Origin of the sequence: Herminiimonas arsenitoxidans, from assembly GCF_900130075.1 — a bacterium.
GTDB classification, from domain to species: domain Bacteria; phylum Pseudomonadota; class Gammaproteobacteria; order Burkholderiales; family Burkholderiaceae_D; genus Oxalicibacterium; species Oxalicibacterium arsenitoxidans.
The window spans coordinates 649634-673968 of sequence record NZ_LT671418.1 but is presented as its reverse complement, the minus strand read 5'-3'; the positions used below and the strand labels follow the sequence as shown (position 1 = coordinate 673968).

22 protein-coding genes are annotated in these 24335 nt (G+C 50.6%); 14 read left to right on the top strand and 8 right to left on the bottom strand.

Going from position 1 to position 24335, the window contains the following annotated elements; translation table 11 throughout:
- Positions 1-94: 94 nt before the first annotated feature.
- Positions 95-2464, top strand: coding sequence for a heavy metal translocating P-type ATPase (locus BQ6873_RS03200; RefSeq protein WP_076593910.1), 2370 nt, complete (start codon positions 95-97; stop codon positions 2462-2464).
- 261 nt (positions 2465-2725) lie between these two features.
- On the opposite strand, the gene BQ6873_RS03195 is transcribed toward BQ6873_RS03200, so the two are convergent.
- Entirely contained in the window at positions 2726-3076 is a 351-nt protein-coding gene (locus tag BQ6873_RS03195) for a DUF4148 domain-containing protein (protein ID WP_076591360.1), read from the bottom strand.
- Between the two features lie 364 nt (positions 3077-3440).
- On the opposite strand from BQ6873_RS03195, the gene BQ6873_RS03190 reads away from it, so the two are divergent.
- The 5 genes from BQ6873_RS03190 to BQ6873_RS03170 all read left to right on the top strand — a co-directional run bounded on the left by BQ6873_RS03190 (position 3441) and on the right by BQ6873_RS03170 (position 10108).
- Positions 3441-3689 (top strand): hypothetical protein, encoded by a 249-nt coding sequence (locus tag BQ6873_RS03190; RefSeq protein ID WP_231949214.1) that lies wholly within the window; start codon positions 3441-3443, stop codon positions 3687-3689.
- 71 nt (positions 3690-3760) lie between these two features.
- Positions 3761-5068 (top strand): TolC family protein, encoded by a 1308-nt coding sequence (locus BQ6873_RS03185; protein ID WP_076591358.1) that lies wholly within the window; start codon positions 3761-3763, stop codon positions 5066-5068.
- Positions 5065-6555 (top strand): efflux RND transporter periplasmic adaptor subunit, encoded by a 1491-nt coding sequence (locus BQ6873_RS03180; RefSeq protein ID WP_076591357.1) that lies wholly within the window; start codon positions 5065-5067, stop codon positions 6553-6555. Before BQ6873_RS03185 ends, BQ6873_RS03180 begins: the two co-directional genes overlap by 4 nt.
- Positions 6552-9704, top strand: coding sequence for an efflux RND transporter permease subunit (locus tag BQ6873_RS03175; RefSeq protein ID WP_076591356.1), 3153 nt, complete (start codon positions 6552-6554; stop codon positions 9702-9704). Before BQ6873_RS03180 ends, BQ6873_RS03175 begins: the two co-directional genes overlap by 4 nt.
- 17 nt (positions 9705-9721) lie before the next feature.
- Positions 9722-10108: a copper-binding protein gene (locus tag BQ6873_RS03170; protein WP_076591355.1), complete on the top strand. Its 387-nt coding sequence runs from the start codon at positions 9722-9724 to the stop codon at positions 10106-10108.
- Between the two features lie 90 nt (positions 10109-10198).
- On the opposite strand, the gene BQ6873_RS03165 is transcribed toward BQ6873_RS03170, so the two are convergent.
- A complete protein-coding gene (locus BQ6873_RS03165; protein WP_076591354.1) occupies positions 10199-11575 on the bottom strand; it encodes a heavy metal sensor histidine kinase in 1377 nt (458 codons plus the stop codon).
- Complete coding sequence (locus BQ6873_RS03160; RefSeq protein ID WP_076591353.1) at positions 11575-12267, bottom strand: heavy metal response regulator transcription factor; 693 nt, start codon at positions 12265-12267, stop codon at positions 11575-11577. The genes BQ6873_RS03165 and BQ6873_RS03160 overlap by 1 nt, the downstream gene beginning before the upstream one ends.
- Positions 12268-12456: 189 nt before the next feature.
- Here BQ6873_RS03160 and BQ6873_RS03155 point away from each other — a divergent pair, with 189 nt between their 5' ends.
- Genes BQ6873_RS03155 through copD form a run of 4 tightly spaced genes read left to right on the top strand, consistent with a single transcriptional unit; the run spans position 12457 to position 16712 of the window.
- A complete protein-coding gene (locus tag BQ6873_RS03155) occupies positions 12457-14337 on the top strand; it encodes a copper resistance system multicopper oxidase (RefSeq protein ID WP_076591352.1) in 1881 nt (626 codons plus the stop codon).
- A 29-nt stretch (positions 14338-14366) separates the two neighbouring features.
- On the top strand, positions 14367-15368 hold the full coding sequence (locus BQ6873_RS03150) for a copper resistance protein B (protein WP_076593909.1): 1002 nt from the start codon (positions 14367-14369) through the stop codon (positions 15366-15368).
- Positions 15369-15406: 38 nt separating this feature from the next.
- Positions 15407-15784 (top strand): copper homeostasis periplasmic binding protein CopC, encoded by a 378-nt coding sequence (copC, locus tag BQ6873_RS03145; RefSeq protein ID WP_076591351.1) that lies wholly within the window; start codon positions 15407-15409, stop codon positions 15782-15784.
- Between the two features lie 7 nt (positions 15785-15791).
- Positions 15792-16712, top strand: coding sequence for a copper homeostasis membrane protein CopD (gene copD, locus BQ6873_RS03140; protein WP_076591350.1), 921 nt, complete (start codon positions 15792-15794; stop codon positions 16710-16712).
- Positions 16713-16824: 112 nt separating this feature from the next.
- On the opposite strand, the gene BQ6873_RS03135 is transcribed toward copD, so the two are convergent.
- The 5 genes from BQ6873_RS03135 to BQ6873_RS03115 form a co-directional block, all read right to left on the bottom strand.
- Positions 16825-17484 carry a methyltransferase family protein gene (locus BQ6873_RS03135; protein ID WP_076591349.1) on the bottom strand — a complete coding sequence of 220 codons (660 nt, stop codon included), beginning with the start codon at positions 17482-17484 and terminating at the stop codon, positions 16825-16827.
- A 66-nt stretch (positions 17485-17550) separates the two neighbouring features.
- Positions 17551-17766, bottom strand: a complete 216-nt coding sequence (locus BQ6873_RS03130) for a DUF2933 domain-containing protein (RefSeq protein ID WP_076591348.1) — start codon at positions 17764-17766, stop codon at positions 17551-17553.
- A gap of 196 nt (positions 17767-17962) precedes the next feature.
- A complete protein-coding gene (locus tag BQ6873_RS03125) occupies positions 17963-18199 on the bottom strand; it encodes a hypothetical protein (protein WP_076591347.1) in 237 nt (78 codons plus the stop codon).
- Between the two features lie 71 nt (positions 18200-18270).
- Positions 18271-18687, bottom strand: coding sequence for a hypothetical protein (locus BQ6873_RS03120; protein ID WP_076591346.1), 417 nt, complete (start codon positions 18685-18687; stop codon positions 18271-18273).
- A gap of 75 nt (positions 18688-18762) precedes the next feature.
- Complete coding sequence (locus BQ6873_RS03115) at positions 18763-19167, bottom strand: hypothetical protein (protein WP_076591345.1); 405 nt, start codon at positions 19165-19167, stop codon at positions 18763-18765.
- A 689-nt stretch (positions 19168-19856) separates the two neighbouring features.
- On the opposite strand from BQ6873_RS03115, the gene BQ6873_RS17970 reads away from it, so the two are divergent.
- The 4 genes from BQ6873_RS17970 to lspA all read left to right on the top strand — a co-directional run bounded on the left by BQ6873_RS17970 (position 19857) and on the right by lspA (position 24282).
- Positions 19857-19949 carry a hypothetical protein gene (locus BQ6873_RS17970; protein ID WP_157889104.1) on the top strand — a complete coding sequence of 31 codons (93 nt, stop codon included), beginning with the start codon at positions 19857-19859 and terminating at the stop codon, positions 19947-19949.
- Between the two features lie 487 nt (positions 19950-20436).
- Entirely contained in the window at positions 20437-22818 is a 2382-nt protein-coding gene (locus BQ6873_RS03105) for a heavy metal translocating P-type ATPase (protein ID WP_076591343.1), read from the top strand.
- Complete coding sequence (locus BQ6873_RS17965; protein WP_076591342.1) at positions 22815-23741, top strand: DUF3703 domain-containing protein; 927 nt, start codon at positions 22815-22817, stop codon at positions 23739-23741. The genes BQ6873_RS03105 and BQ6873_RS17965 overlap by 4 nt, the downstream gene beginning before the upstream one ends.
- Positions 23731-24282 (top strand): signal peptidase II, encoded by a 552-nt coding sequence (lspA, locus tag BQ6873_RS03095; RefSeq protein ID WP_076591341.1) that lies wholly within the window; start codon positions 23731-23733, stop codon positions 24280-24282. Before BQ6873_RS17965 ends, lspA begins: the two co-directional genes overlap by 11 nt.
- Positions 24283-24335 lie beyond the last annotated feature (53 nt).

The window sequence follows — 24335 nt, the reverse complement described above, 5'->3', positions numbered from 1 at the left end:
TGCATTTCATAATTTACTGCTATCCTAATTCGATAGATATATCAATTGCGTTTTCATGACACTGTTGCTTTAGCTTTTAATGAAGGGCTGGCAAATGAAACATAACGCGCATCACGACCAGATCCATGGCGATCATATTCCTGTTGCTGGCCACGCAGCGAATGCTGGCGAGGAAATGCAAAATCCGGATAAGCCGTTTACTGACCCGGTATGTGGCATGAAGGTCGCGGCCGACCCGAAGAAGAAACGCGTGCATGCTGGTAATGATTACTATTTTTGCAGTGCTGCTTGCATGCACAAGTTTGATGACAATCCAGAAAAATATATAAAGCCATCAGCATCCGAGTCTGCACAAGATTTGCCGAGTGGAACAATCTATACGTGCCCGATGCATCCGGACATCAGGCAGCCGACACAAGGTAACTGTCCTATCTGCGGCATGTCACTTGAACCGATGATGCCCTCACTTGAAGACGAAGAGAATCCGGAGCTTGTCGATTTTCGTCACCGCTTCTGGTGGACATTACCTTTAACCATCGTTGTTGCTTCTTTGGCGATGGCTTCACATCGCTTTTTCCCGGAAGAGATTCCGTATCAAAACTGGATTGAACTCGTATTGAGCACACCAGTGGTGTTATGGGCAGGCAAACCTTTCTTTGAACGTTGTTTTCAATCGATAGTGCGGCGCAGTCCCAATATGTGGACGCTGATTGGATTCGGGGTAACAGCAGCATACGGTTACAGCGTGCTTGCTACGTTTGCGCCGGAGATATTCCCATCTGCATTCATGGAGCATGGCCGTGTAGGCGTTTATTACGAAGCTGCCGCTGTCATTATTTCACTGACCTTGCTTGGACAAATTCTGGAGCTGAGAGCTCGCTCGCAAACTTCGGCTGCAATCAAGTCTTTATTGGGATTGGCGCCAAAAACGGCGCGTCGTATCAACAAGGATGGCTCTGAGGAAGATGTTCCTCTCACGCATGTTCATATTGATGATTCTTTGCGCGTGCGTCCTGGAGAAAAAGTACCTGTTGATGGCGTTGTCGTAGAAGGTGAAAGTGCGATAGACGAATCCATGCTGACAGGCGAGCCGATGCCCGTGACAAAGCGTCCGGGAGACAAGGTGATAGGCGCGACGCTGAATACCAGCGGCAGTCTCGTCATTCGTTCGGAAAAAATTGGTTCTCAAACCATGCTTGCGCAGATTGTGCAAATGGTGGCGCAGGCGCAGCGTTCTCGTGCTCCTATGCAGCGTTTGGCAGATGTCGTCGCAGGTTACTTTGTAATGATTGTTGTTGGCGTTGCTTTACTGACCTTTATAGGATGGGGCATCTTTGGCCCTGATCCGAGCTGGGTCTTCGGCTTCGTCAATGCGGTTGCTGTTTTAATTATTGCCTGTCCTTGCGCATTGGGGCTGGCAACGCCAATGTCTATCATGGCAGCGACCGGACGTGCGGCAACGCAAGGGATGTTATTCCGTGATGCCGCGGCAATCGAAGGGATGCGCAAAGTTAATACACTGATCGTGGATAAAACCGGCACTTTGACCGAAGGCAAGCCGGCATTCGACCGTGTGATTGCTGCGCAGGGACAAGAGGAACAATCGGTTCTTCAAATTGCAGCGAGCATTGATCAGGGAAGCGAACATCCACTGGCACACGCCATCGTGGCCGAGGCACGCCAGCGTGGCCTGGCATTGGACAAACCGGAAAGCTTTGAGTCATCCAGTGGCATTGGTGTGCGTGGCATTGTCTCCGGTCGTCGAATTGCCTTGGGTAATACGGCGTTGATGGATGAAGAAAAAATTGACTGGCATAGCCTGTCGCAGCAAGCCGAGGAGCTGCGCAATGAAGGTGCAAGCGTCATGTATGTGGCTGCCGATGGCAAGTTGGCCGGACTGATCGCGGTGTCAGATCCTATCAAAAAGACGACAGCGGAAGCGCTCTCCATTCTGAGAGAAGCGGGCATGACGGTGATCATGGCAACTGGCGATGGCCTGACAACAGCGAAATCCGTTGCCGGAAAACTCGGTATTAGCGAAGTCTACGGCGAAGTCAAACCGCAAGATAAATTGGCATTGGTGAAACGCCTGCAAAAAGAAGGACGAGTCGTTGCAATGGCAGGAGACGGGATCAATGACGCGCCTGCACTTGCTAAGGCGGATGTCGGTATCGCCATGGGTACAGGAACCGATGTCGCAATCAATAGTGCACATCTGACTTTGATCAAAGGGGATTTACGTACGATCGCTAGAGCAAGGAAGCTGTCATTGGATACAGTGCGGAATATGCACCAAAACCTCGGCTTTGCATTCATCTATAACTCGCTGGGCATACCACTGGCTGCCGGTTTGCTTTATCCCTTTACAGGGCAATTATTGTCGCCAATGATTGCTGCACTTGCGATGAGTTTGAGTTCGGTCTCGGTCATAACAAACGCTATGCGTCTAAGAAGTACCAAATGATAGTGGGTATTCGATTTGGCGCAGTCAAAAATCGATGACTCGGTCGATCGAGGCATATTAAAAAGAGTGGTAATACGCTATCGGCATTGCCACTCTTTTGCAAAATTGCATTCGTACACGCTTGATATGCTTTATAGCTTTTGCTATAGAAAGTTACTCCCTAAAACATTCACTATTGAAATGCTTGGATACTCATGGCAAATAACACAGCATTGAATGTTCATTAAGAAAGAGTAAGGTAGCGTGTCGCGCTACAGATAATTAGCCGCTGTACTGCTCTTTATCAAGCCGTTTACCTTCATCGCTGGCTTTGCTTTGTTCAAGCTCGGCTTTAACTTGGGCTCGTGTTTTGCTGCTAGTCACTACAGGCAACTTTGGATAGTCGCTATCAGTAGTTGCAAGTAGTCCTTTTTCGCGAGCCTGTTGTAACTCAGCCTTTACTTCTGCGCGAGTTTTGGTCGACGCAAATGATGGAAGGATTGGATAGTTAGACTCCTCGGCTTGGGCAAGTTGCAAGGCATTCGTATTTGCAGTGTGCGTGTGCGCAAAAGCAGTGCCTGATGCTATGGATATGGCAATAACTGCAATGAGTTTCTTGTGTGGGCTGTTCATTTCAATTCTCCAAAGTTAGGGTTAATTCGTCTAAGTAAATTCAAAAACGAAATCGATGAGATACATTGTTTCGGTTGCTTAACGATCTAATGTATCAATGGATGAATTGTAGAAATTTGGCGGTTACACAAACATGACAACGGTATTACAAAGATGTAATCCGTCGATATAACATGGCTTGGCTCATAAATGAATTGCGCAAAACTGTAAAAAGTTTTATAAATGCAGCCAAATGCGCCGACACTCCTTTTCATTTTTTTGCCGTTTAATTGCCTGCTTCCTGGTCATGACCGTTCTGACTTCAGACATAGCAATGGCTGCCTACGTCTGTCCGCAGGCAATGGCCCCTGTGCAGGAGATGACAATGGACGACCTGCCATGCGCAGGAATGGATGTCGAGAAACCCGTTCATTGCGCTGAACAACAGTCAGGTGTTGAATTGGCACTTGAACATCTGGCAACAGCACCTTCGCTGACACCCACCATTGTTTCATTCATCATGCCGGCATCTCTGCCGGTTGTTGCTGCCATTCTGGCTTCAGCCTGGACAGACGCTCCTCTGGAATTAGGCGTAGACCCGCCTTATCTCCGAACGCAACGACTCCGCATTTGATTTAACCCCCAGTTGTTTCGCTGACCGGCATTGTGCCGTGGTTGGCGTTCGTCTTTATTATCGGGGGTTATATGTTTTTGCGTATCTACGCGCTACTGAATCATCAGTCGCGCGCACTCTGCCGAATCAGCGTATTACTGGCGCTGGCTTTTGGCTCATCTTTTGTTAACGCCCAGTCCAATGGACTCACATTAAACGAAGCAGTGCAGCTTTCCCTGCAGCGTTCGTCGTTTACCAAGGCCGCTAACGCATCTGTAATGGCCAGTCGCGAATCAGCTGCTAAAGCTGACCAATTGCCTGATCCGATGCTGAAAGTTGGCATCGACAATCTGCCGGTGACGGGTAGTGACCGTTACAGCACCACGAGCGACTTCATGACCATGCGCCGGGTCGGTATCGAACAGCAGTGGGTCTCTGCCGACAAGCGTGTTGCGCGCTCTGAACGTGCCCAGCGCGCCGTCGAAATGGAAGAAAGCAATTATCTGGAAAGCGTTGCCAAGGTACGGGAAGAAGCCGCCAAGGCATGGGTCAATGTTCTGTACGGTCAGCGTACATTGGCATTGGTCAGTGCCATGGAAAAAGAAGCGTCTGATGATCTGAATGCGGTGAATGCGGCACATCGTGGTGCCAAGGCAAACGCCTCGGATGTGATGCAAGCGCAATTGACACTCTCGCAAGCGCAAGATGCAACGCGTAAAAACACACAGGATTTGCGGAATGCGCGTCTTGCACTAAGCCGCTGGACAGGCATGCCAGCTGCCACGGTCGCCGACGAGACGCCCAAGCTGACTTCGCATGTGCCAGGATTGCCTGTCGAAGAACTTGAAAAATATCATCCGATGTTACTGACGGCTCGTCGTGCAATCAATCTGGCTGACGCCGACAGTACCGTTGCGACTCGCGAAAGTAACCCTGACTGGTCGATCGAAGCGTCTTACAGCCAGCGTGGCAGTCAGTACTCAAACATGGTGTCCTTTGGCATCAGTATTCCCTTAGCCGTTAATCGCGCACAAAAGCAGAACCGCGACATCGCTGAAAAATCTGCCCTGGGTACCAAAGCCAGGATGCAGTACGAAGAGGCATTGCGTGAACTACAGACTGAAATCGAGAATCAGTCATCCACTCTGGACAGTCTTAAATCCCGTGTAACGCAACTCAACGCGCAGTTGCTACCGTCTGCCTCGCAGCAGGTCGAGCTGGCAATGGCTGCTTACCGTTCGGGGGCCGGCAGTCTGAGTGCTGTCTTCAATGCGAAAAAAATGTTGTTGGAACGGCGGCTGCAAATAGTCGAGCTTGAAAGAGAAGCGGCGCTGACTTGGGCTGCGCTGGAATATCACGTGGTTCCACACGACATGGTGTCTGCAGGAGATATGAAATGAAATCGAAATTCGCATTGAAAGCGATAGGCTTGGTATTAGCAGGTGCTGGCCTCGTGTTTGGCGGGTATTGGTTCGGCACGCAAAGAAATATGGATGATGCTACATCTGGCACAGCAACTGAGAAAGTTGACGCAAAGACGGGACGCAAAGTCTTGTATTGGCACGACCCTATGGTCCCGGGAAATAAATTCGACAAGCCGGGTAAAAGCCCTTTCATGGATATGCAGTTGGTTCCGGTTTATGCGGATGAAGCTTCGGAAGATGGTGGCGTAAAAGTCAGTCCAACACTTCAACAGAATCTCGGCATTCGCTTTGCGACTGTAAGGCGCGAAGAAGTACGTGACGCATTTGAAGTAGTCGGCACAACGCAGTTTGATGAGAGTGCATCGGAAGTCGTGCAAAGCCGTGTGACGGGATACATCGATAAACTGTATGCCCGTTCACCTCAACAACGCATCAAGCGCGGTGAGGCAATTGCTTCTATTTTTGTTCCCGACTGGATTGCACCGCAAGAGGAATATCTGGCACTCAAGCGTGGCGGGAATGCCGAACTAGCGGCAGCCGCTCGACAAAGAATGCGAGCGATGTCTATCCCGGACGGATTGATAAATCAGGCGGACCGCACTGGACAATCACAAAAGCACTTCACGCTGACATCTCCAGTTGACGGCGTCATCATCGAGTTGTCCGTACGCGATGGGGCAATGGTCGCTCCCGGCATGACCATTGCAAAAGTCGCAGGTTTAAACAAGGTGTGGTTGGTAGCAGAAGTGCCAGAGACATTGAGCAATGCAGTTCGCTCCGGCATGACGGTCGAAGCTACATTCTCCGGTGACACGAATAGAAAATACAACGGCAAGGTTCGAGAAATCCTGCCGGGTATCAGTACTGCGACACGAACTCTGCAGGCTCGGCTGGAACTTGATAATCGTGATGGCAGCCTTACACCAGGCATGCTCATGCGCGTTCGTCTGGATGCCGAGAAGCCAGTTTCGCGTCTTCTGGTCCCGAGCGAAGCCGTGATTGCAAGCGGTAAGCAATCCATCGTCCTGGTGGCTGGCGAAAACAACAGCATGCAACCTGTTGTTGTAACGACTGGCCGGGACACTGGCAACGATACCGAGATTTTGAGTGGATTGAGTGAGGGACAGAAAGTAGTCGCCTCGGGGCAATTCCTTATTGATTCGGAAGCTAGCTTGAAGTCAGTGTTACCCAAGTTTTCTGGAAACAATCAGACAATGCAGCCGGCAGCATCTGCTGTTCACCGGGGCATAGGCACTGTAGAGAAAGTAACGCCAAAAGCATTGACCCTTTCGCACAAGCCGATTGCTGAACTTGAATGGGGTGCGATGACGATGGACTTTAACAAGTCGCGTCCTGATGCATTCGGCGAGATAAAAGCAGGACAGGAAGTGGAATTCTCGTTCAAGGAAAACGACGACGGCTACCTACTCGAGAGCGTCCAACCAGTTGGAGGCAAACGATGATTGCGCGAATTATTCGCTGGTCCATTGCCAATCGATTCTGGGTACTGCTTGCTGCGCTGGTCATCGCGGGTTGGGGCCTGTGGTCCTTGAACAAAACACCTTTGGACGCATTGCCAGATCTGTCGGATACGCAAGTCATCATTCGCGCCCAGTATCCCGGCAAAGCCCCGCAGATAGTGGAAGACCAGGTTACTTATCCACTAACCACAGCACTGTTAGCTGTTCCGGGTGCCAAAACTGTCCGTGGTTATTCCTTCTTTGGCGACTCGTTTGTCTATGTTCTTTTTGACGATGCGACGGACCAATACTGGGCGCGCTCCAGGGTGCTGGAATATATCAGCCAGGTGCAAAGCCGCTTACCACAAGGTGTGCGCGCCGAGCTTGGACCGGATGGAACCGGAGTCGGCTGGATATTTGAATACGCCTTAGTCGACCGCACAGGACACAACGACCTCAGCCAGTTACGAACATTGAATGACTGGTTTCTGAAGTTCGAGCTGAAAACCGTTCCAGATGTAGCCGAGGTTGCCAGCATCGGCGGCATGGTGAAGCAGTATCAAGTCATCCTCGACCCAGACAAGTTACGCGTATTCGGTATCTCGCATGCCAAGGTGCTTGATGCATTGGCGAAGGCAAATCAGGAATCCGGTGGTTCGGTCGTCGAAATGGCCGAGACCGAATATATGGTGCGCTCTCACGGGTATTTGCGTTCGCTGGAAGATTTTCGCAATGTTCTCCTCAACGCAAATGATGCAGGTACACCTGTGTTACTCAGAGATGTAGCAACAGTGCGCATTGGCCCTGAAATGCGTCGTGGTATTGCGGAGTTGAATGGGGAAGGTGAAGTTGCTGGGGGCGTTGTCGTCATGCGCTCTGGTAAGAACGCATTGGAGACCATCAAAGCCGTCAAGGCAAAACTAGCTACTTTGCAAAGCTCGCTTCCCAAGGGTGTGGAAGTCGTCACAACCTATGACCGCTCCAAACTGATTACGGCAGCGGTGACCAATCTTCGCGACAAGCTGATTGAAGAATTTATTGTCGTCGCATTGGTCTGCGCGATATTTTTGTTTCATCTGCGCAGTGCCTTGGTCGCCATCATCTCGCTTCCTTTAGGCGTGCTCGCTGCATTCATTGTGATGCGCTACCAAGGGGTCAATGCCAATCTGATGTCCTTAGGTGGCATCGCCATTGCCGTCGGTGCGATGGTAGATGCGGCGATTGTCATGATTGAAAATGCGCACAAGCATCTGGAAGCCTATTCGCACGAGCATCCGAATCAGGAAATTAGTGCCCGTGAGAGATGGGACTTGATTGCAGAGTCGGCGATTGAGGTTGGACCGGCGCTGTTCTTCTCGCTGCTTATCGTTACGCTATCTTTCATTCCGGTATTCGCCTTGGAAGCGCAGGAGGGCAAGCTGTTCGCGCCGTTGGCATATACAAAAACCTACACCTTAGCTGCTGCGGCTGGTCTGGCGATTACGCTGATACCGGTATTGATGGGGTACATGATACGTGGGCGTATTCCAAGCGAAGCATCGAATCCGATTAATCGCGTACTGATACGCGCGTACCGACCTTGGTTGAATGCAAGTCTGGCGCATCCGAAATGGACGATTGCGATTGCGTTTATTGCTCTTGTCCTGACGGTGATTCCGCTGTCCCAGCTGGGAGGCGAGTTCCTTCCACCCCTGGACGAAGGTGATTTGTTGTACATGCCTTCTGCATTGCCCGGACTGTCTGCATCCAAAGCCAGCGAATTGCTGCAGCAGACCGACCGACTAATCAAAACCGTACCCGAAGTCGCGACGGTCTTTGGTAAAGCTGGTCGCGCCGAATCAGCGACAGACCCTGCACCGTTGGAAATGTTTGAAACGACGATTCAGTTCAAACCGAAAGACCAATGGCGTCCTGGCATGACATCTGAAAAACTCATTGAAGAGCTGGACCGGATAGTCAAGGTTCCAGGACTATCGAATGTTTGGGTACCACCTATCCGAAATCGTATCGACATGCTTTCAACCGGCATCAAGACGCCAGTCGGTGTGAAGGTGTCTGGTGCTGATCTAGGCGAAATCGATAAAATCGCCACGCAAATCGAAGCCATCGTCAAAAAGGTGCCGGGGGTAACTTCTGCACTGGCAGAACGCGTAAGCGGCGGACGCTATATCGATGTTGATATCGACCGCGCCAAAGCAGCGCGATATGGCCTTGCAGTGACGGACGTGCAGTCGGTTATTTCATCTGCGATTGGCGGAGAAAACATTGGTGAAGTTGTGGATGGACGCCAGCGCTTTCCTATCAATGTCCGCTACTCGCAGGATTACCGTAACTCTGTGCAAACACTACGTGACTTCCCCATTGTCACGGATAGAGGTGCACAGGTAAGGCTGGGGGATATTACGAACATCAAGGTAACTGATGGGCCGCCAATGATACGCAGCGAGAATGCACGGCTTTCTGGCTGGGTTTATGTCGATGTGCGCGGAACGGACTTGCACACAGCTGTGAAAGCAATGCAGGCAGCGGTGGCAAAAGAAGTAAAACTCCCACCTGGATATTCGATAGGCTGGTCAGGGCAATTTGAATATCTGGAGCGAGCTGTCGCCAAGTTGCAAACGGTCATTCCACTCACGCTGGCAGTGATTCTTATCCTTCTGTATTTAGCGTTTCGCTCAGTATCAGAAGCATTGCTACTCATGCTGACTGTGCCTTTCGCACTCATCGGCGGCTTCTGGTTTGTGTGGCTACTCGGTCATGCCGTTTCGGTGGCTACTGCAGTTGGGTTTATTGCATTGGCAGGGCTGGCGGCTGAGTTCGGCGTCGTGATGCTGGTGTATCTACGCAATTCATTGAATCAGCGATTGCAATCCGGCCAGCCGTTGAGCAAGGAACTCATTGCGGAAGCGATACGGGAAGGTGCGGTACTGCGTGTGCGCCCCAAAGCCATGACAGTGGCAGTTATCTTGGCCGGTCTTGTCCCGATTATGTTCGGTAGCGGTGCTGGCTCTGAAGTAATGCAACGGATTGCCGCACCGATGGTGGGCGGCATGATTACCGCACCATTGTTGTCGCTTTTTGTGATTCCAGCAGCATGGCGTTTGCTTCAAGAACGCAAATTACGTTTGGCAGTACGAAACAAATCAATCTAACTACTAAGGAGTATCAAATGAAAAAATCGTTTTTGAATCTGGTGGCAGTTTGCGGCTTTTCTCTGATGGCAGTGAATGTTTACGCTGACCAAAGAACCATGGGAATGGACATGGCAGGAATGAAGATGGAAGGGATGAAGATGGACAAGATGCCAGCGACATCAGCGAGTGCGACTACCCTTTCGGATGGCGTAGTCAAAGCCGTTGATAAAGAGAACAAAAGCATTACTCTGAAACACGGTCGCATCAAGAGCGCGACGGTGGAAATGGGGCCTATGACCATGCCGTTTGCAGTGAAAGACAAAGCGCTACTTTCCAATGTAAAAGTAGGCGACAAGGTGAAATTTACGGTTGAGAACGTCGATGGAGAAGCAACAGTGACGGTTTTGTCTATTCAAAAATAACTTTGCCTGGAAGAATGCGCCGCTGACCGGGCAAGTAACTCGTGAGGAAGTGGCATACGTTATTGGTATGCCATTTCCGATAATTTCGGCTTATTTTTGTTGCGACGACGGAAAATAGAGACTAAAAGCAGTCTTGCCACCTCGCGAAACAACAGAGACACTGCCTCCATGGGCCTGCATGATGGCGCGCGTTATGGAAAGGCCCAAGCCAGCCGAGTTAGATTCAGATTTTTTGCGTGATTTATCGGCCCTAAAAAAACGATCAAACAGATGTGGTTGAATTTCAGCAGGTATCTCCTCGCCGTCGTTTTCTACAGTAACAGTGGTGCCCGATTCCGTGGACTTTATCTTTATAAAAATAGTCCCGTACGGTGGCGTATAGCGAAGGGCATTCGATAGCAAGTTGTTTAAAGCGCGACGAAACATGAGCCGATCTCCGATAACGACAGCATCTCCTTCGCATCGTAAGGTCACTTCTTTTTCCTCGGCTAAGGCTTCGTAAAATTCCAGCAAGCCTTGGCACTCTTGCGCCATCTTCAGTTTCTCTATGGATGGAAGTGCAAGTCCGTTTTCTGTTTGCGCAAGAAACAGCATGTCCGAGATGGTTTTGCCCAGCCGCTGAAGCTCCTCTGCGTTTGAGCTGAGAGAGTCCCTGTAATCTGCAGTACTACGACTCTGATTTAAGACAACGTGCGTCTGCGTAAGCATATTGCTGATGGGAGTACGGAGTTCATGTGCAAGGTCTGCGGAAAATTCCGTCAATCTGGCGATATCGTTTTGAAGGCGGTCAAGCATAGCATTGAGTTTGACAGCCAGATCTGTCATTTCTGCCGGGACTGCATCGACAGGCATACGTCCTTTCATGTTCTGCGACGTAACAGTCTGTGCACGTGCTGCCATCGTTCGTAAAGGGGAGAGGCCTTGCCTTGCAGCCCACCAGCCCAGCATGACAGTGGCAATTGCCGCGACCAAGATATAGAGCATTAACGTAGTTCGAAACATACTCAGAAAATGAGTGTGAATAGCCTTGTCGACGGCGATAATAACAATGACCGGTGAGCCGGCAGACGCTTTCAGTTCAGCACGAATGACTTGAAACTCTCTGTGCGCATCGATCTTTACATCAAAGCTGTTCTTGGCTTTATTGCCAGGTACGCGTGACAGAATTGCATCGCGAAAGGGGCCAAACGTGGAATAAATTTCCTTGCCGTTGAGGTCACGTACATCCACGTAGAAATCAGGGTGATTATGCAACGACTCACCAAAAGTCTGACTGATCGAATCTACTCCTTTTTCCTCAATGACTTTCTGAATCAACTGCAATTCGTTTTGAAGCAATAACTGGTCTTGTTCTGAAAAGTGTTTCTCAATAGCCGATGAAATGAACGTACCGAAACCAACCAAGACCGCGACAGAAGTGACCGCGAACAAGGTCGTAAGACGCCCGGTCAGTGAAATTCCGAACATTATATGATCCTGGAGTCAGCTGGATCTTCCAGAACATATCCGACGCCCCGAATCGTGGAGATTAACTTTGGTTCGTAATCGTCATCCATCTTGGCGCGTAAGCGGCGAATAGCTACATCAATAACATTAGTGTCGCTATTGAAATTAATATCCCAAATTTGAGAGGCGATAAGAGAGCGGGGTAGAACCTCACCTTTGTGTCTCACCAAGAATTCCAACAGAAGGAACTCCTTGTTAGTTAAGGTTAGGCGCTTTCCCGCGCGAGTAGCCGCTCGTCGGGCAAGATCGAGAACCAAATCCGATACTTGCAGCCGATCCACTAACGGGCTGGGGCTCCCTCTACGTAACAATGTTCTTACTCTGGCTAGCAATTCTGAGAACGCGAATGGTTTAACCATGTAGTCATCAGCACCTAGCTCAAGACCTTTTACTCTATCCGCTACGCCGTCACGGGCGGTTAAAAAGAGAGCTGGAACACTGTTTCCTGCACTGCGCAATGCATGCAAAATTTTCCATCCGTCGATATCCGGCAGCATCACATCCAGAATGATGAGGTCATAGCTTCCGGTAACGGCGAGGTGGTGCCCGTCCAGTCCATTATTAGCGTAATCCACTGCGAAACCAGCTTCCATGAGCCCTTGCTGCAGGTATTCGCCAGTCTTTACTTCATCTTCGACGATTAATAATTTCATTTTTCAGTCCGTGCGGGTGCGTGCTCGTATGTGCGGGCTAACTTGTAAGCCCAAACGATACGCTAACTCTCGCTAAATTACGTGAACATTACACGTTTGTAATGAGCCGGTAATGCTAAAGATAATTTGATTGAATTATGATTATCTCCATCAAAAATCTTCCCCCTTTTGGTTTGGAGACTCTCATCTATGTCAACCCGTTCAAACATGTCTGTATCTCGCCGCCGTTTCGTTAAAGGTCTTGCCGCTGGAGGGGTTTTGCTGGGAGTTTCAGCCCCTCTGCGTCACGTGCTAGCGCAAGATGTCATTGCATCAGGAACTGCAGCCCCCGTGCTCAAGGGCACCCAGTTTGATCTGGTCGTAGCGGAATCACCCGTCAATTTCACTGGCAAGCCTGCAATTGCGACCACTATCAATGGCACGCTGCCGGCCCCCACGCTTCGCTGGAAAGAAGGCGAAACAGTCACTATTAGAGTGACTAATCGCCTGGCCGTCTCGACGTCAATCCACTGGCACGGGATTATCCTGCCTTTCCAAATGGATGGTGTCCCAGGCATTAGCTTTAACGGTATTGCACCAGGGGAAACGTTTACTTATCGCTTTAAGGTTCAGCAAAGCGGCACTTACTGGTACCACTCCCATTCTGGTTTTCAGGAACAGACGGGTATGTTCGGCGCGATCATTATCGATCCCGCTCAAGGAAAAGATATTGCGGCTGATCGCGAACACGTCTTATTGCTTTCGGATTGGATGGATGACGATCCCATGACCGTGCTGGGACGCTTAAAGAAGCAAGGCGACTATTACAACTACGGGCAACTGACAGCGGGAGAATTTTTCAGTGATGTATCGAAAGATGGCTGGAAAGCAGCCATCTCGAAACGGAAGATGTGGAACGAAATGAGGATGAATCCTACCGACATGGGAGATTTGTCGGCGGCCGTCTTGACCTTCCTGACTAATGGCATTACGCCAGCCGGCAACTGGACTGGCCTTTTTCAAAAGGGCGAAAAGGTTCGCCTGCGCTGTATCAACGGATCCGGTAACACTTTTTATGACGTCCGCATCCCGGGATTGAAGTTAAAAGTGGTTCAGGTTGATGGCGTCAACATTGAGCCGATCTCAGTAGATGAATTCCGTTTTGGCCCTGGCGAAACATGTGACGTGGTTGTTGAGCCCAAGGACGACGCTTACACCATCTTTTCTCAAACAATGGATCGAACTGGTTATGCGCTTGGCACTCTGGCAGTCAAGTCAGGTTTACGCGCTCCTGTCCCCGCAATCGATAAGTTGGAATGGTTGAGCATGGAAGACATGATGGGTGATATGTCCAACATGGCTGGCATGGACCACGGCGCGATGAATATGGGTGGCATGAGTATGGATAATATGGACATGTCTGGCATGTCGAGTATGGAAGGCGACAGCATGGCCCAGATGCCCAATATGGCGGGGATGGATCATAGCGCAATGGGCATGCAGCACGGTGGCATGGCCATGGATCATTCCAAACATGCAGCGACCGCTGATCCGCTCAAGACGCCGAGCAAAAAGCCCCGTCATGCCAGTACCGAATATGGCGCCAGTACGGACAATCGTATCGACTCACCACGTACCACTTTGAACGACCCTGGCGTCGGGCTACGTAACAATGGTCGTCGCGTACTTACGTTGGCAGATATGCATACGATCGGCGGTCCTTTGGATGCGCGCGGGCCTGGTCGCGAGATCGAACTGCACTTGACCGGAAATATGGAGCGATACACTTGGTCATTTGATGGCTTGGAGTTCGGCAAATCAAGCCCTGTGCATTTCAAATATGGCGAACGCGTGAGAGTCATCCTGCAGAACGACACCATGATGACGCATCCGATGCATTTGCACGGAGTGTGGAGCGAACTCGAGACACCTGAAGGCGAGTTCCTGGCGAGACGTCATACCATTCCGGTCCAACCTGCACAAAGGATCAGCTTTTTGGTCACAGCGGATGCGCTAGGACGCTGGGCTTGGCACTGCCACCTCATGATGCACATGGATGCAGGCATGTTCCGAGAAGTGATCATCGCATGATTACCATTACCAAACTAAGGATCTCCGGTATGCATAACTTCTCACTTAGAAAGACTCTCATTGCTTCTGTGGTTTGCGTCCTCTCGTCAACCGCTTTGGCGCAAAGTGCTCAAGATAGTCATAGCGGCCACGGCCAAATGGGCATGCAAAGCGCTACGGATGCTGGCTTCGGGACGATGGATGACAGTGCTGCACCTCTACCAGCAACAAATGCTGCCGGGCATGGAAATATGCAAATGGATGGTATGTCTGGAATGTCAGGAATGTCAGGAATGTCAGGCATGGGAGGTGGTTCTGCGCCTGCAGATGCGCGCGACCCTCATGCCTATTCCGGCGGCTATCAGTTGGGAACGGGGCTATACGCGGTTGGCCAGCAACGCTCTTTGATGATGGCTGACGAACACAAGTTCGCTTCGCTATTGGTGGATCGTTTTGAGCGGGGGCATAGCAACGGCGGCAATTCAAATTCTTATGAAGTACAAGCTTGGTACGGAGACAGTTATAACAAGCTTACGGTGAAAGCTGAAGGGGAGATTGCTCAAGGACGCATCGAAGATGCACGTACTGAGCTCCTTTGGGCTAAGGCCTTCCACCCGTACTGGGATGTACAAGCCGGTATACGCAACGATATAAGCGCTAATGGCCCCTCGCGAAATTGGTTGGCATTCGGGGTGCAGGGGTTGGCTCCCTATTGGTTTGAAGTAGACGCTACAGCTTATCTCGGCACGGAAGGGCGTACTGCTTTGCGATTGTCGGCAGAATACGAGTTATTGCTGACCCAGCGATTGATCTTGCAACCTCGACTAGAAGCGAACGTATATGGCAAAGACGATCCTGAGGTGGGAGTAGGGCGCGGACTTTCCAATGCAACGGTCGGAGTACGGTTGCGTTACGAATTCAGTCGCCAATTTGCACCATATATCGGCATTGAACGCATCTCGCGTTTTGGCAACACTGCGACATTAGTGCGCAATGACGGAGGTATCCCAAATCAGACCCAGATCGTCGCAGGCTTAAGATTTTGGTTTTAAGCGATTCACAATTTTCCACAAACTTTAAAAGGAACATCATGTTTAACGTCCGTAATTTACGTCAGATCGGCGTCGCTTCTATTATCACCTTAATTGCAACCGCAGCATTCGCACACCCTAGTTTGGTTGACTCCACACCTAAAGATAATTCAGAAGGGCCAGCTCCGGCAAAAATCGAATTGCGTTTCTCTGAAAATCTCACGAAGCAATTCTCTGGCGCTAACTTGATCATGGCGGAAATGCCAGGCATGGGGCCGATGAAAATCGCCGCCAAAATCGCCGGCACCGATGACCCGAAAGTCATGGTATTGACGCCCAATCAGCCGTTGACACCAGGAAAATACAATGTTGAATGGCGCGCTGTGTCGACAGACACTCATCCAATTACGGGCAAGATTACGTTCACCGTAAAGTGAGGAAGTGATGGATTGGGAAAATGTGATCGTCCGCTTTTCTTTGTATCTGGATCTGATGTTGGTTTTCGGACTGCCATTATTTGCCATGTACTCACTGAATTCCTTGGAGCGAGAGTCCATTACAGCTAAGCGATTTGTAGCAAAAAGCAAGGTGCTAGCGATAATTGCAATCGTTCTATCAATTGTCGGGTTCATTGTTTCCACCAAAATGATGAGTGGAGCGGAAAGCTATTTTGATATAGCACCGGATGCATTTTCTATGGCTCTATTTGAGATGAGTTTTGGTACGGCATTGCTCATTCGTTTGGCAGCATTGGCTTTATTTGTCGTTCTTGGCACTAGTATCTTCACCAAACGACCGTCTTATCAGCTTGTTTTTATGTCCGGTTTCGGGGGGGTAGCTCTGGCAACCTTGGCTTGGGGCGGGCACGGTGTCATGAACGAGGACGTTAAAGGTTTTGCGCATTTGGGAGCTGATATTGTCCACCTGATCGCGGCGGGTGCCTGGGTCGGGGCGCTAGCATCTTTTCTGTTGCTCCTGAGTTGGACCCCAAAGGGAGGACGCGCCGAAGTGGAACAACTGGGCCGTATGTTGAATGGCTTCGCAATAATGGGAAGCGTTATAGTTTCCGCTCTGCTCGTAACGGGCACGATAAACTATTTGATGATTTCAGGATTGAATTTCGGCAGTATATTTACCACGACATACGGCATCCTACTCACGATTAAGTTGGTTTTCTTTCTCGCTATGCTTGCGCTAGCGGCCGCCAACCGTTATCAATTGACGCCTAAGCTCGAAGCTTCGATTGCAAGCGATAATCACGGCCCAGCTATTGCAGTTTTAAAAGGCAGTTTAATCTTGGAGTCTGGCTGCGCTTTGCTGATTTTGGCGCTTATAGCATGTTTAGGCATGCTTAACCCCCTCTAACTCTATTAGTTAGCAACTCGGACAAGCCGTTTACATACCTAGTATGTGGCTTGAAGGCAGCGGCCAATCTGGAAAAGAAACGCGTGTTTGCCGGTAATCGAACATCCCCCTGTCACATTCTCAGGGTGTCTATGAGGCGAGTCCAGTCACCTTTTCGCGGAAAAAACCTTGGTACTTGCTGCATGTAATCCTGATAATCCGTACCGAAACATCTGACCATATCTCTTTCTTCCTTGTGCGCGAGTCGAACATAGACGAGCACAATCACGGGGAAGAGTATTAAGGTGACGAGTGTCGGCCAATGTATGATTTGACCAAATACAGCCAGCATGATGCCGAGGTACTGAGGATGACGGATCACGCCATACAGCCCATCCTTCACAAAACGTCCTTCGCGACGCGCTTGGTAAACCTGGCTCCAGCCGGCGATTAACAGCACGACACCGAACATGACGAAAGTGCCGCCAATCAGCATTTCGGTCATCGCGCCGCCCTGACCGTAACCAAGGAGCGATGCCCATAGATGACCGGTTTCGGTATAGATCGGCAAATCGATACTGAGAAATCCCGTCAGCAGATAGATCGTCAGAGGAAAACCGTACATTTCGGCGTAGAGCGCGATAATGAAGGCTTGAATCAATCCGGCGCCGCTCCATTCGCGCCAGCCCTTGGGCGCCGCATAACGATACAGTATCCAGGACACGATCACGACGATAATCGCGACCCATCCCCAATGTCCGTAATGCCCGGCAAAACCACTTGAATCATGCATGATCTACCTCCTTGCGGCTTACCGACACCGCGGATGTGAGTCGACCGACTTATGCGCCGTGATCGATCATTTGTCCTCTTGATCCTGCTTCTTGTCCTTTTCTTGAGGGGGATTATTCATACCCTTCATCATAAAAAACATCACGAGCGGGCATACCAAAAACAGTAAATACGGTGCGATTGCCGCAATCTGCGTCTGGAATGCAGGAAAAGCCACGTACCCAACGATGAGCAACAGACCTATCCCCAGCGTCATCTTTATCATTGTCTTGAAACTGCACATGATCGTGTCTCCTTTATATTCACAAGTTACTAATGTGGCATTGGCCGGTATTCTTTACCTACCGATGCTGGTCTCTTGCACGCGCCTTTTGATAGGCGGGCTATCTCCATGCTCTTTGATCACTGGCTGGACTGTGGCGATCCCTCATGGCGGCATAAACCTCCAAGAGAAACCGCATCCAGTCACAAAAAATACATTAAGACTTCTTCATCATTTCCTGACAATCCTTCATCATCTGGTCCATTTTTTCTTGCATTTTCGGATCCATTTGATGATCCATTCCGGCTTGCGGGGCTTTATTGGCCGCCTGTGTCAGTTGTGCCTGCTTGGCCTTGCGCCCTTGTTCAATCAGTTGCCAGTCTGGGCCTGCGAAGGCCGGAAATGCTGCGCTAAGGGTGCTAATGCAGAGTAGCGTAAGTAGTAATTTTTTCATGATAAATTCCTCGGTAAATTGGTTTGATTTATGAGTCGGCAAAACTTTGATTCGTCTACATCGTTACGAGGCTAATCCAACCACCGACAATACAAAAAACGCGGCGCAATTACTGGAATCTCTGAAATATCGGAAGCAAGTTCAGCATTATCCGTTTGCAAAATAGAACGCTTCGTCCCCGAGGCAACACCGCGACATGAATAGTCGCCACCGTCTGCTTTATGTATGGCAAAAGGTGATCCGATATAACAGGAGGCGCATGGCTGGTAGTTCGTCATGGCCATCGGCTGCGCGGTTATCGCAACTGCGTGGATGTCAATCTGCAGTGGCAACATCTGCACAGTAAGCACCTCAACAAAACCGGTCAGCACAACTGATTGATTTTCAAGTTTAGCTTGTTCGCCTTGTTCGGCGACGAGGCTGATTCTCAGGGGAAGCTGAGAAACCGCAGCGCGTACCGAATGACGTGTGGTAAACGGGGTGGTCATGAAACCTCCAGATAGCGAGTGACGACATCGAGCGCGCACATGGCGCGACGATGACGGACTAAGCGATCTGGAGCGTTAAATGCGGAAGCAGCAGTTGCGAATGGATAGCGGGGGAGCGGTAGATCGGGTCAGAAGAAGAGTGCTCGGTTGTTCGACAGCGGAACCGCCGACAAACTCGATATTTTGAATTACCAGTGTTAGTGCGGCAGGAAAAAATGGGGATGCATGCGGCGTGATCGGTTTATCGAGCGACTGGTTGTTGCTTTGATCTTGCGCCAAGCAAAGGCCCGGTTGCGACTTGTCGCTGCCACCGCACCAGATCATGGCTTGATTGCTACCCATGGGCATCGACATTGGCTCTCCAAATGACGCAGCGTTGAAACTCGGGCACGCATAGCCCGCTACAGCAAGCTGCGTGAACAGCATACTGGCCAGCACTAAGAGTGCTGCAATGAAGCGGGATGGGCGGGTGGGTTTCATGATTTTTGCATTTTGGAGAATTATTGGTATGCAGCGACATTTGTTGTTAGGCAAAAGTTAATTCTGGTCTCAAATCCAAGATTTCTCTTTTCCAAAAATCGCATGTATGCACCAAGTGAACCTAAACATTGCACTATCTGACCGCATCAAAATAATTGCGATAGATGTATTATTATCCTTCCCCCCGTGGGAAGGTCAAGGTGATTTTTTCTCATCTGCAAAATTCAAATTTCAGGGGCGCATACAAATCGCTAGTCACAGCAATCACGTTGCATCTGAATTGGGGCGGCGTCAAAATATTTTCACTTCGCAAGAGTCGCTTCGGTGCCGCTCAGAATCGCGAAAGTACTAACGCATCTTTCTTGATCGCATATCGCATCGATCGTGACGCGCATAGCTTAAGCTTCTGGCAGATTTATGATTATGTCGTATGCAGTGTATGCATTAACAACTACGTAAGAGAAGGCAAATAAATAGAATACAAATTGAATTATCGTTAATCGCTAGCACTTCGTTTGCCTTTGCTCATCCAGGCCGAACAGATAAAAATGGCGGTTTGTTGATTTGCATCCAAAACTGCCCCACGTTTAGAACACAATCCGAACTCCTAAAGTAGGCGGGAGGTTGAAGTGATCGGCGTAACATTACTTGGAATTATTTGACGCTGGTATCTTCGTGAGCACCTGTCCTTGAGAGAGATATCCGAGCGACAGGGTATCTCTCCCAATACCGTAAGGCGTTATCTACACGCTGAAACGGTCGAGCCTGCCTATGCTGAGTGATGTTCCCCAGCTACTTTTCTCGAGAAATACGCCTTCAAGTTTTCGGACTGGTTAAATAGTGAGGCAACGACGGACTTTGAAGCAGATGCACATCGACCTGTGCGCGTTTGGGGTATCAAGGGTCGTACGATCGGGGTGCTGCCTGTGTCAGGTAGTGGAAAGTGGATCAGTTAGAGAGGGGGCAACTCTGCAAGCAAATCAACAATAAGCGCTCTACATGTTCCTTTCCATAAATTCGATAATTCGTTTCGGTATTGACAGCAGACCTTTGTGTTCGCAATACCGAATCATTACTACTGGCAATGAGCAAGTTTAGCCAATTCGCCGATCTTCAATTTCTCATTGTTCACCAGATATTCTCTCACTTAAACATTGCGGTGGCTTGTATTTTTCTGATATTGAGTTAAGCCAGCACAATCTTTGTGCTTGACTCTCAAGTCGCTTCATAGTTTTAAATGTCAATATTGTCAAAGTTGAAGGATTGATCATGAGTACCTGTAGCTCCAAAGGATGCAGCGCTGCCAACAACGCAACCGTTGTGGAGAAAAATGAATCTGATCTGAAAGGCGCACAGACTTTTTTTCGCATTGAGAATATGGACTGCCCCACGGAAGAGGGCTTAATCCGAAACAGTCTGCAAAAGATCAAAGGGGTTACCGCACTCGATTTCAACTTGGTGCAACGCAAACTTAAAGTAACCCATACGCTGTCATCCACCGCGCCGCTGGTGGTGGCGCTGTCTGCAATCGGCATGCAGGTGCAAGAACTGGGAGGCCACCGCACCACACTGCTCATTTCCAAGATGGATTGTCCGACCGAAGAAGGATTGATCCGCAAGAAACTGCATAACATGGCGGGCATTGAGGAGCTGCAGTTCAATCTGATGCAGCGCACGCTGACGCTCACGCATGCACCAGAAGCGCTGGCACTAGCACTGGCTGCATTGCAAGAAATAGGCCTCGGGGCAGAAACGCAGGGGAGTGCTCAAGACGGAGCACAGTCCCAACCGACACCGAACGCTTCATGGCTGCCAATGGCGTTTTCCGGTATCACGGCGGTATCCGCCGAAGTCGTGCACTGGGCTAACGGTGGCAATAATTGGATGGTGATCGCGCTGGCGCTAGTGGCCATTCTGTCTGGAGGCCTTGATACATATAAGAAAGGTTGGATTGCGCTACGAAATCGCAATCTCAACATGAATGCCTTGATGTCCATCGCGGTGACCGGTGCGCTGGCGATAGGGCAGTGGCCTGAAGCAGCGATGGTCATGTTCCTGTTTGCGTTGGCCGAGTTAATTGAACAGAAGTCACTGGACCGTGCGCGTAACGCAATCCGTGGGCTCATGGATATGACGCCGGAAATCGCGACGGTGCGACAGGCAGACGGTTCTTGGGCGGAAATGGAGGCAAAGAATATTCCGCTTGGTGCCGTAATTCAGGTGCGGCCTGGCCAGCGCATTGCTCTGGACGGCAAGTTAATCAGTGGACAGTCGACGATTAACCAAGCGCCCATTACCGGTGAAAGCGTGCCGGTTGAAAAAGGCATTGGCGATACAGTGTTTGCCGGGACGATCAATGACGCGGGCTCTTTCGAGTTTGAAGTCACCGCGCGATCTGAAAGTACGACTCTTGCGCGCATCATTCACGCCGTCGAAGAAGCACAAGGCAGTCGCGCACCGACTCAGCGTTTTGTCGACCAGTTCGCTAAGATTTATACACCTGCAGTGTTCGTTGTTGCAGTCTTGGTTGCGCTGATGCCGCCACTTGCATTTGGGCTGCCTTGGTATGACTGGATCTATAAGGCCTTAGTCCTATTGGTAGTCGCCTGCCCATGCGCGCTGGTCATATCGACACCGGTCACCATCGTCAGCGGTCTCGCGGCTGCTGCACGCAAGGGCATCCTAATCAAGGGCGGCGTGTATTTGGAGCAAGGGCACAAGCTCAACTGGCTGGCGCTGGATAAAACCGGCACTCTTACACTCGGTAAACCAAGCGTCACCGATTACCTACCGAGTGACGTTTCTCAGTCAAACACCCTAGCAATCGCCACCAGCCTTGCAGGACGCTCGGACCATCCAGTCTCGCGCGCGATTTCGGTGTATGGCGATGCGCACGCAGCGGGGCGCAATGAAGTTGATAATTTCCGCGCCTTACTTGGACGTGGCGTTGAGGGAAGTATCGACGCCACGTCATATTGGCTTGGCAACTATCGACTGGCAACCGAACGAGGCCAAGTAGCACCTGAACTTACCAGTCAACTAGAAACACTGGAACGCCAAGGACGCACGGCAGTTATGTTGGGTTCGGCGAAGCACGTTCTTGCGATCTTCGGTGTGGCCGACACCGTGCGTGAAACTAGCCGACAAGCGATTGCGGAATTGCATGAACTGAACGTCAAGACGATTATGCTGACCGGCGACAACGTGCATACCGCGCAAGCCATCGCCTCCGAAGTGGGAATCGACGACGCACGGGGCAACCAACTGCCGGAAGACAAACTACAGGTAGTCGAGGCCCTCGCCGCGCAAGGCGCGATTATTGGCATGGTAGGTGACGGCATCAATGATGCCCCGGCACTAGCTAAGGCTCATATTGGTTTCGCAATGGGTGCTGCCGGTACCGATACCGCGATCGAAACCGCCGACGTGGCACTGATGGATGACGACTTACGTAAAGTGCCGGCGTTTGTGCGCCTCTCGCGTAGTACCGCGACCATCCTCACGCAAAACATTTTGCTGGCGCTCGGGATCAAGGCGGTGTTCTTGGTGCTGACATTTACCGGGCAGGCGACGATGTGGATGGCCGTGTTTGCTGACATGGGGGCCAGTTTGCTGGTGGTGTTTAACGGTTTGCGCTTGCTGCGGAAATGACTGTTAAAGAAGTTTTGTACGATTGGGGTGGTTTAAACGTGTCGTGGTTTCAGGCAATCAACCATGCCAGCGGCGAGTTTCTACGTCCACTCGCCTATGTCGGCAATATCGCTGGTGACTACTGGGGCATGCCGCTGGTGTTTTGCGCGCTTTTACTCTTGGCGCAGCGCGCTGATTTTCTCTCGGCGGCACGATTACTCCTGCAAGCCCAGCGCCTGCTCGTCGGCTTTCTGTTCGCGTGGTTGAGCGCGGGGCTGCTGAAAATCTGGCTAGGTTTTCCGCGGCCTTTGACGGTGCTAGGTGCCGATGTACAGATGATAGGAGTTCCACATGATCTTTACAGCCTGCCCAGTGGTCATGCGGTTTATGCAGCACTTGCCGTGGTGGTGTTTTGGAGACTCGTGACGCCCGTGTTTCGTCCATTACTCATGGCATATATGGTGTGGGTGGGGTGGGCAAGGATCGCGGGAGGCGCGCATTTTCCAGCCGACGTGGTAGCTGGCGGTTTAATCGGCATCCTGTCGGGGATGCTTGCAAATCGGGTTGTCCTGCCATCCCCAGGGAACGGAAATTCGACATCCATTCGACGCGCATTTAACCGCATATTGCGGCAAACGAAAGACGTGTTTGCTGCCGGTGAATTGGCTCGGGCGAGCACGCTGCTGCAGGATGCGCACGTGCTTGGACAGTACATGTTCTGGCCGCATTTTCTGAGTCATCTGTGGATGCTGCGCATTGCATATGCTCGACGGGATTGGCGGGAAATGCGCGGGCAACTATTGCGGCTTGCGGTGGTACCCATTGGAAATATCATGGGGCGGCTACCTTTGGGTAACACCGGAGACGCGAATGTGAGCGCATTCAAGCCGATGCCCGTGCCAATCCGGCTTAAAAAAATATTAGAGAAAAAATATGATCAATAACTTCATTCGGTATAGGGAAACCTCACCGTTTCGTGCTCGCCCTAGACGCTGGTGGGTTCTTGCCATGGTAGTACTCATGCTCGATGTCACTTCCAAGGCTGCTATATCCACGTTGATGACATATGGGGCATCTATTCCCCTTACTGATTATTTCAACATAGTGCATGCCAGGAATACTGGTGCGGCATTCAGTTTTCTGGCTGATGCTGGAGGTTGGCAGCGGTACTTCTTTATTGCGCTCGCGTTCGGCGTTTCCATGTGGCTTGCCCTTGAGTTGCGCAAGCCACTGCCTGCATTATCGGCATGGGCCTACAGCCTAATTCTGGGAGGTGCACTCGGGAATGCGATTGATCGCTTATTGCACGGGTACGTGGTTGATTATCTCGATTTTCATGTGGGTGGATGGCATTGGCCAGCGTTCAACGCTGCGGATATCGGTATCGTCTGTGGCGCTGTGCTGCTAGTGATAGAAAACATGCGCCCAACTGTTGCCGTAGCGAAGGAGAAGCCGAAGACCGTCGCTACCATGGTTCGCCACTAGTTTGGCCCACTGTGAGGTGGGTAGTAGTTCGAAAATCGCTTTGTGAATGAATT

Coding starts and splice junctions, on each gene's coding strand:
- BQ6873_RS03200 (WP_076593910.1), top strand. CDS start 95: ATGAAACATAACGCGCATCACGACCAGATCCATGGCGATCATATTCCT.
- BQ6873_RS03195 (WP_076591360.1), bottom strand. CDS start 3,076: ATGAACAGCCCACACAAGAAACTCATTGCAGTTATTGCCATATCCATA.
- BQ6873_RS03190 (WP_231949214.1), top strand. CDS start 3,441: ATGGACGACCTGCCATGCGCAGGAATGGATGTCGAGAAACCCGTTCAT.
- BQ6873_RS03185 (WP_076591358.1), top strand. CDS start 3,761: ATGTTTTTGCGTATCTACGCGCTACTGAATCATCAGTCGCGCGCACTC.
- BQ6873_RS03180 (WP_076591357.1), top strand. CDS start 5,065: ATGAAATCGAAATTCGCATTGAAAGCGATAGGCTTGGTATTAGCAGGT.
- BQ6873_RS03175 (WP_076591356.1), top strand. CDS start 6,552: ATGATTGCGCGAATTATTCGCTGGTCCATTGCCAATCGATTCTGGGTA.
- BQ6873_RS03170 (WP_076591355.1), top strand. CDS start 9,722: ATGAAAAAATCGTTTTTGAATCTGGTGGCAGTTTGCGGCTTTTCTCTG.
- BQ6873_RS03165 (WP_076591354.1), bottom strand. CDS start 11,575: ATGTTCGGAATTTCACTGACCGGGCGTCTTACGACCTTGTTCGCGGTC.
- BQ6873_RS03160 (WP_076591353.1), bottom strand. CDS start 12,267: ATGAAATTATTAATCGTCGAAGATGAAGTAAAGACTGGCGAATACCTG.
- BQ6873_RS03155 (WP_076591352.1), top strand. CDS start 12,457: ATGTCAACCCGTTCAAACATGTCTGTATCTCGCCGCCGTTTCGTTAAA.
- BQ6873_RS03150 (WP_076593909.1), top strand. CDS start 14,367: ATGCATAACTTCTCACTTAGAAAGACTCTCATTGCTTCTGTGGTTTGC.
- copC (WP_076591351.1), top strand. CDS start 15,407: ATGTTTAACGTCCGTAATTTACGTCAGATCGGCGTCGCTTCTATTATC.
- copD (WP_076591350.1), top strand. CDS start 15,792: ATGGATTGGGAAAATGTGATCGTCCGCTTTTCTTTGTATCTGGATCTG.
- BQ6873_RS03135 (WP_076591349.1), bottom strand. CDS start 17,484: ATGCATGATTCAAGTGGTTTTGCCGGGCATTACGGACATTGGGGATGG.
- BQ6873_RS03130 (WP_076591348.1), bottom strand. CDS start 17,766: ATGTGCAGTTTCAAGACAATGATAAAGATGACGCTGGGGATAGGTCTG.
- BQ6873_RS03125 (WP_076591347.1), bottom strand. CDS start 18,199: ATGAAAAAATTACTACTTACGCTACTCTGCATTAGCACCCTTAGCGCA.
- BQ6873_RS03120 (WP_076591346.1), bottom strand. CDS start 18,687: ATGACCACCCCGTTTACCACACGTCATTCGGTACGCGCTGCGGTTTCT.
- BQ6873_RS03115 (WP_076591345.1), bottom strand. CDS start 19,167: ATGAAACCCACCCGCCCATCCCGCTTCATTGCAGCACTCTTAGTGCTG.
- BQ6873_RS03105 (WP_076591343.1), top strand. CDS start 20,437: ATGAGTACCTGTAGCTCCAAAGGATGCAGCGCTGCCAACAACGCAACC.
- BQ6873_RS17965 (WP_076591342.1), top strand. CDS start 22,815: ATGACTGTTAAAGAAGTTTTGTACGATTGGGGTGGTTTAAACGTGTCG.
- lspA (WP_076591341.1), top strand. CDS start 23,731: ATGATCAATAACTTCATTCGGTATAGGGAAACCTCACCGTTTCGTGCT.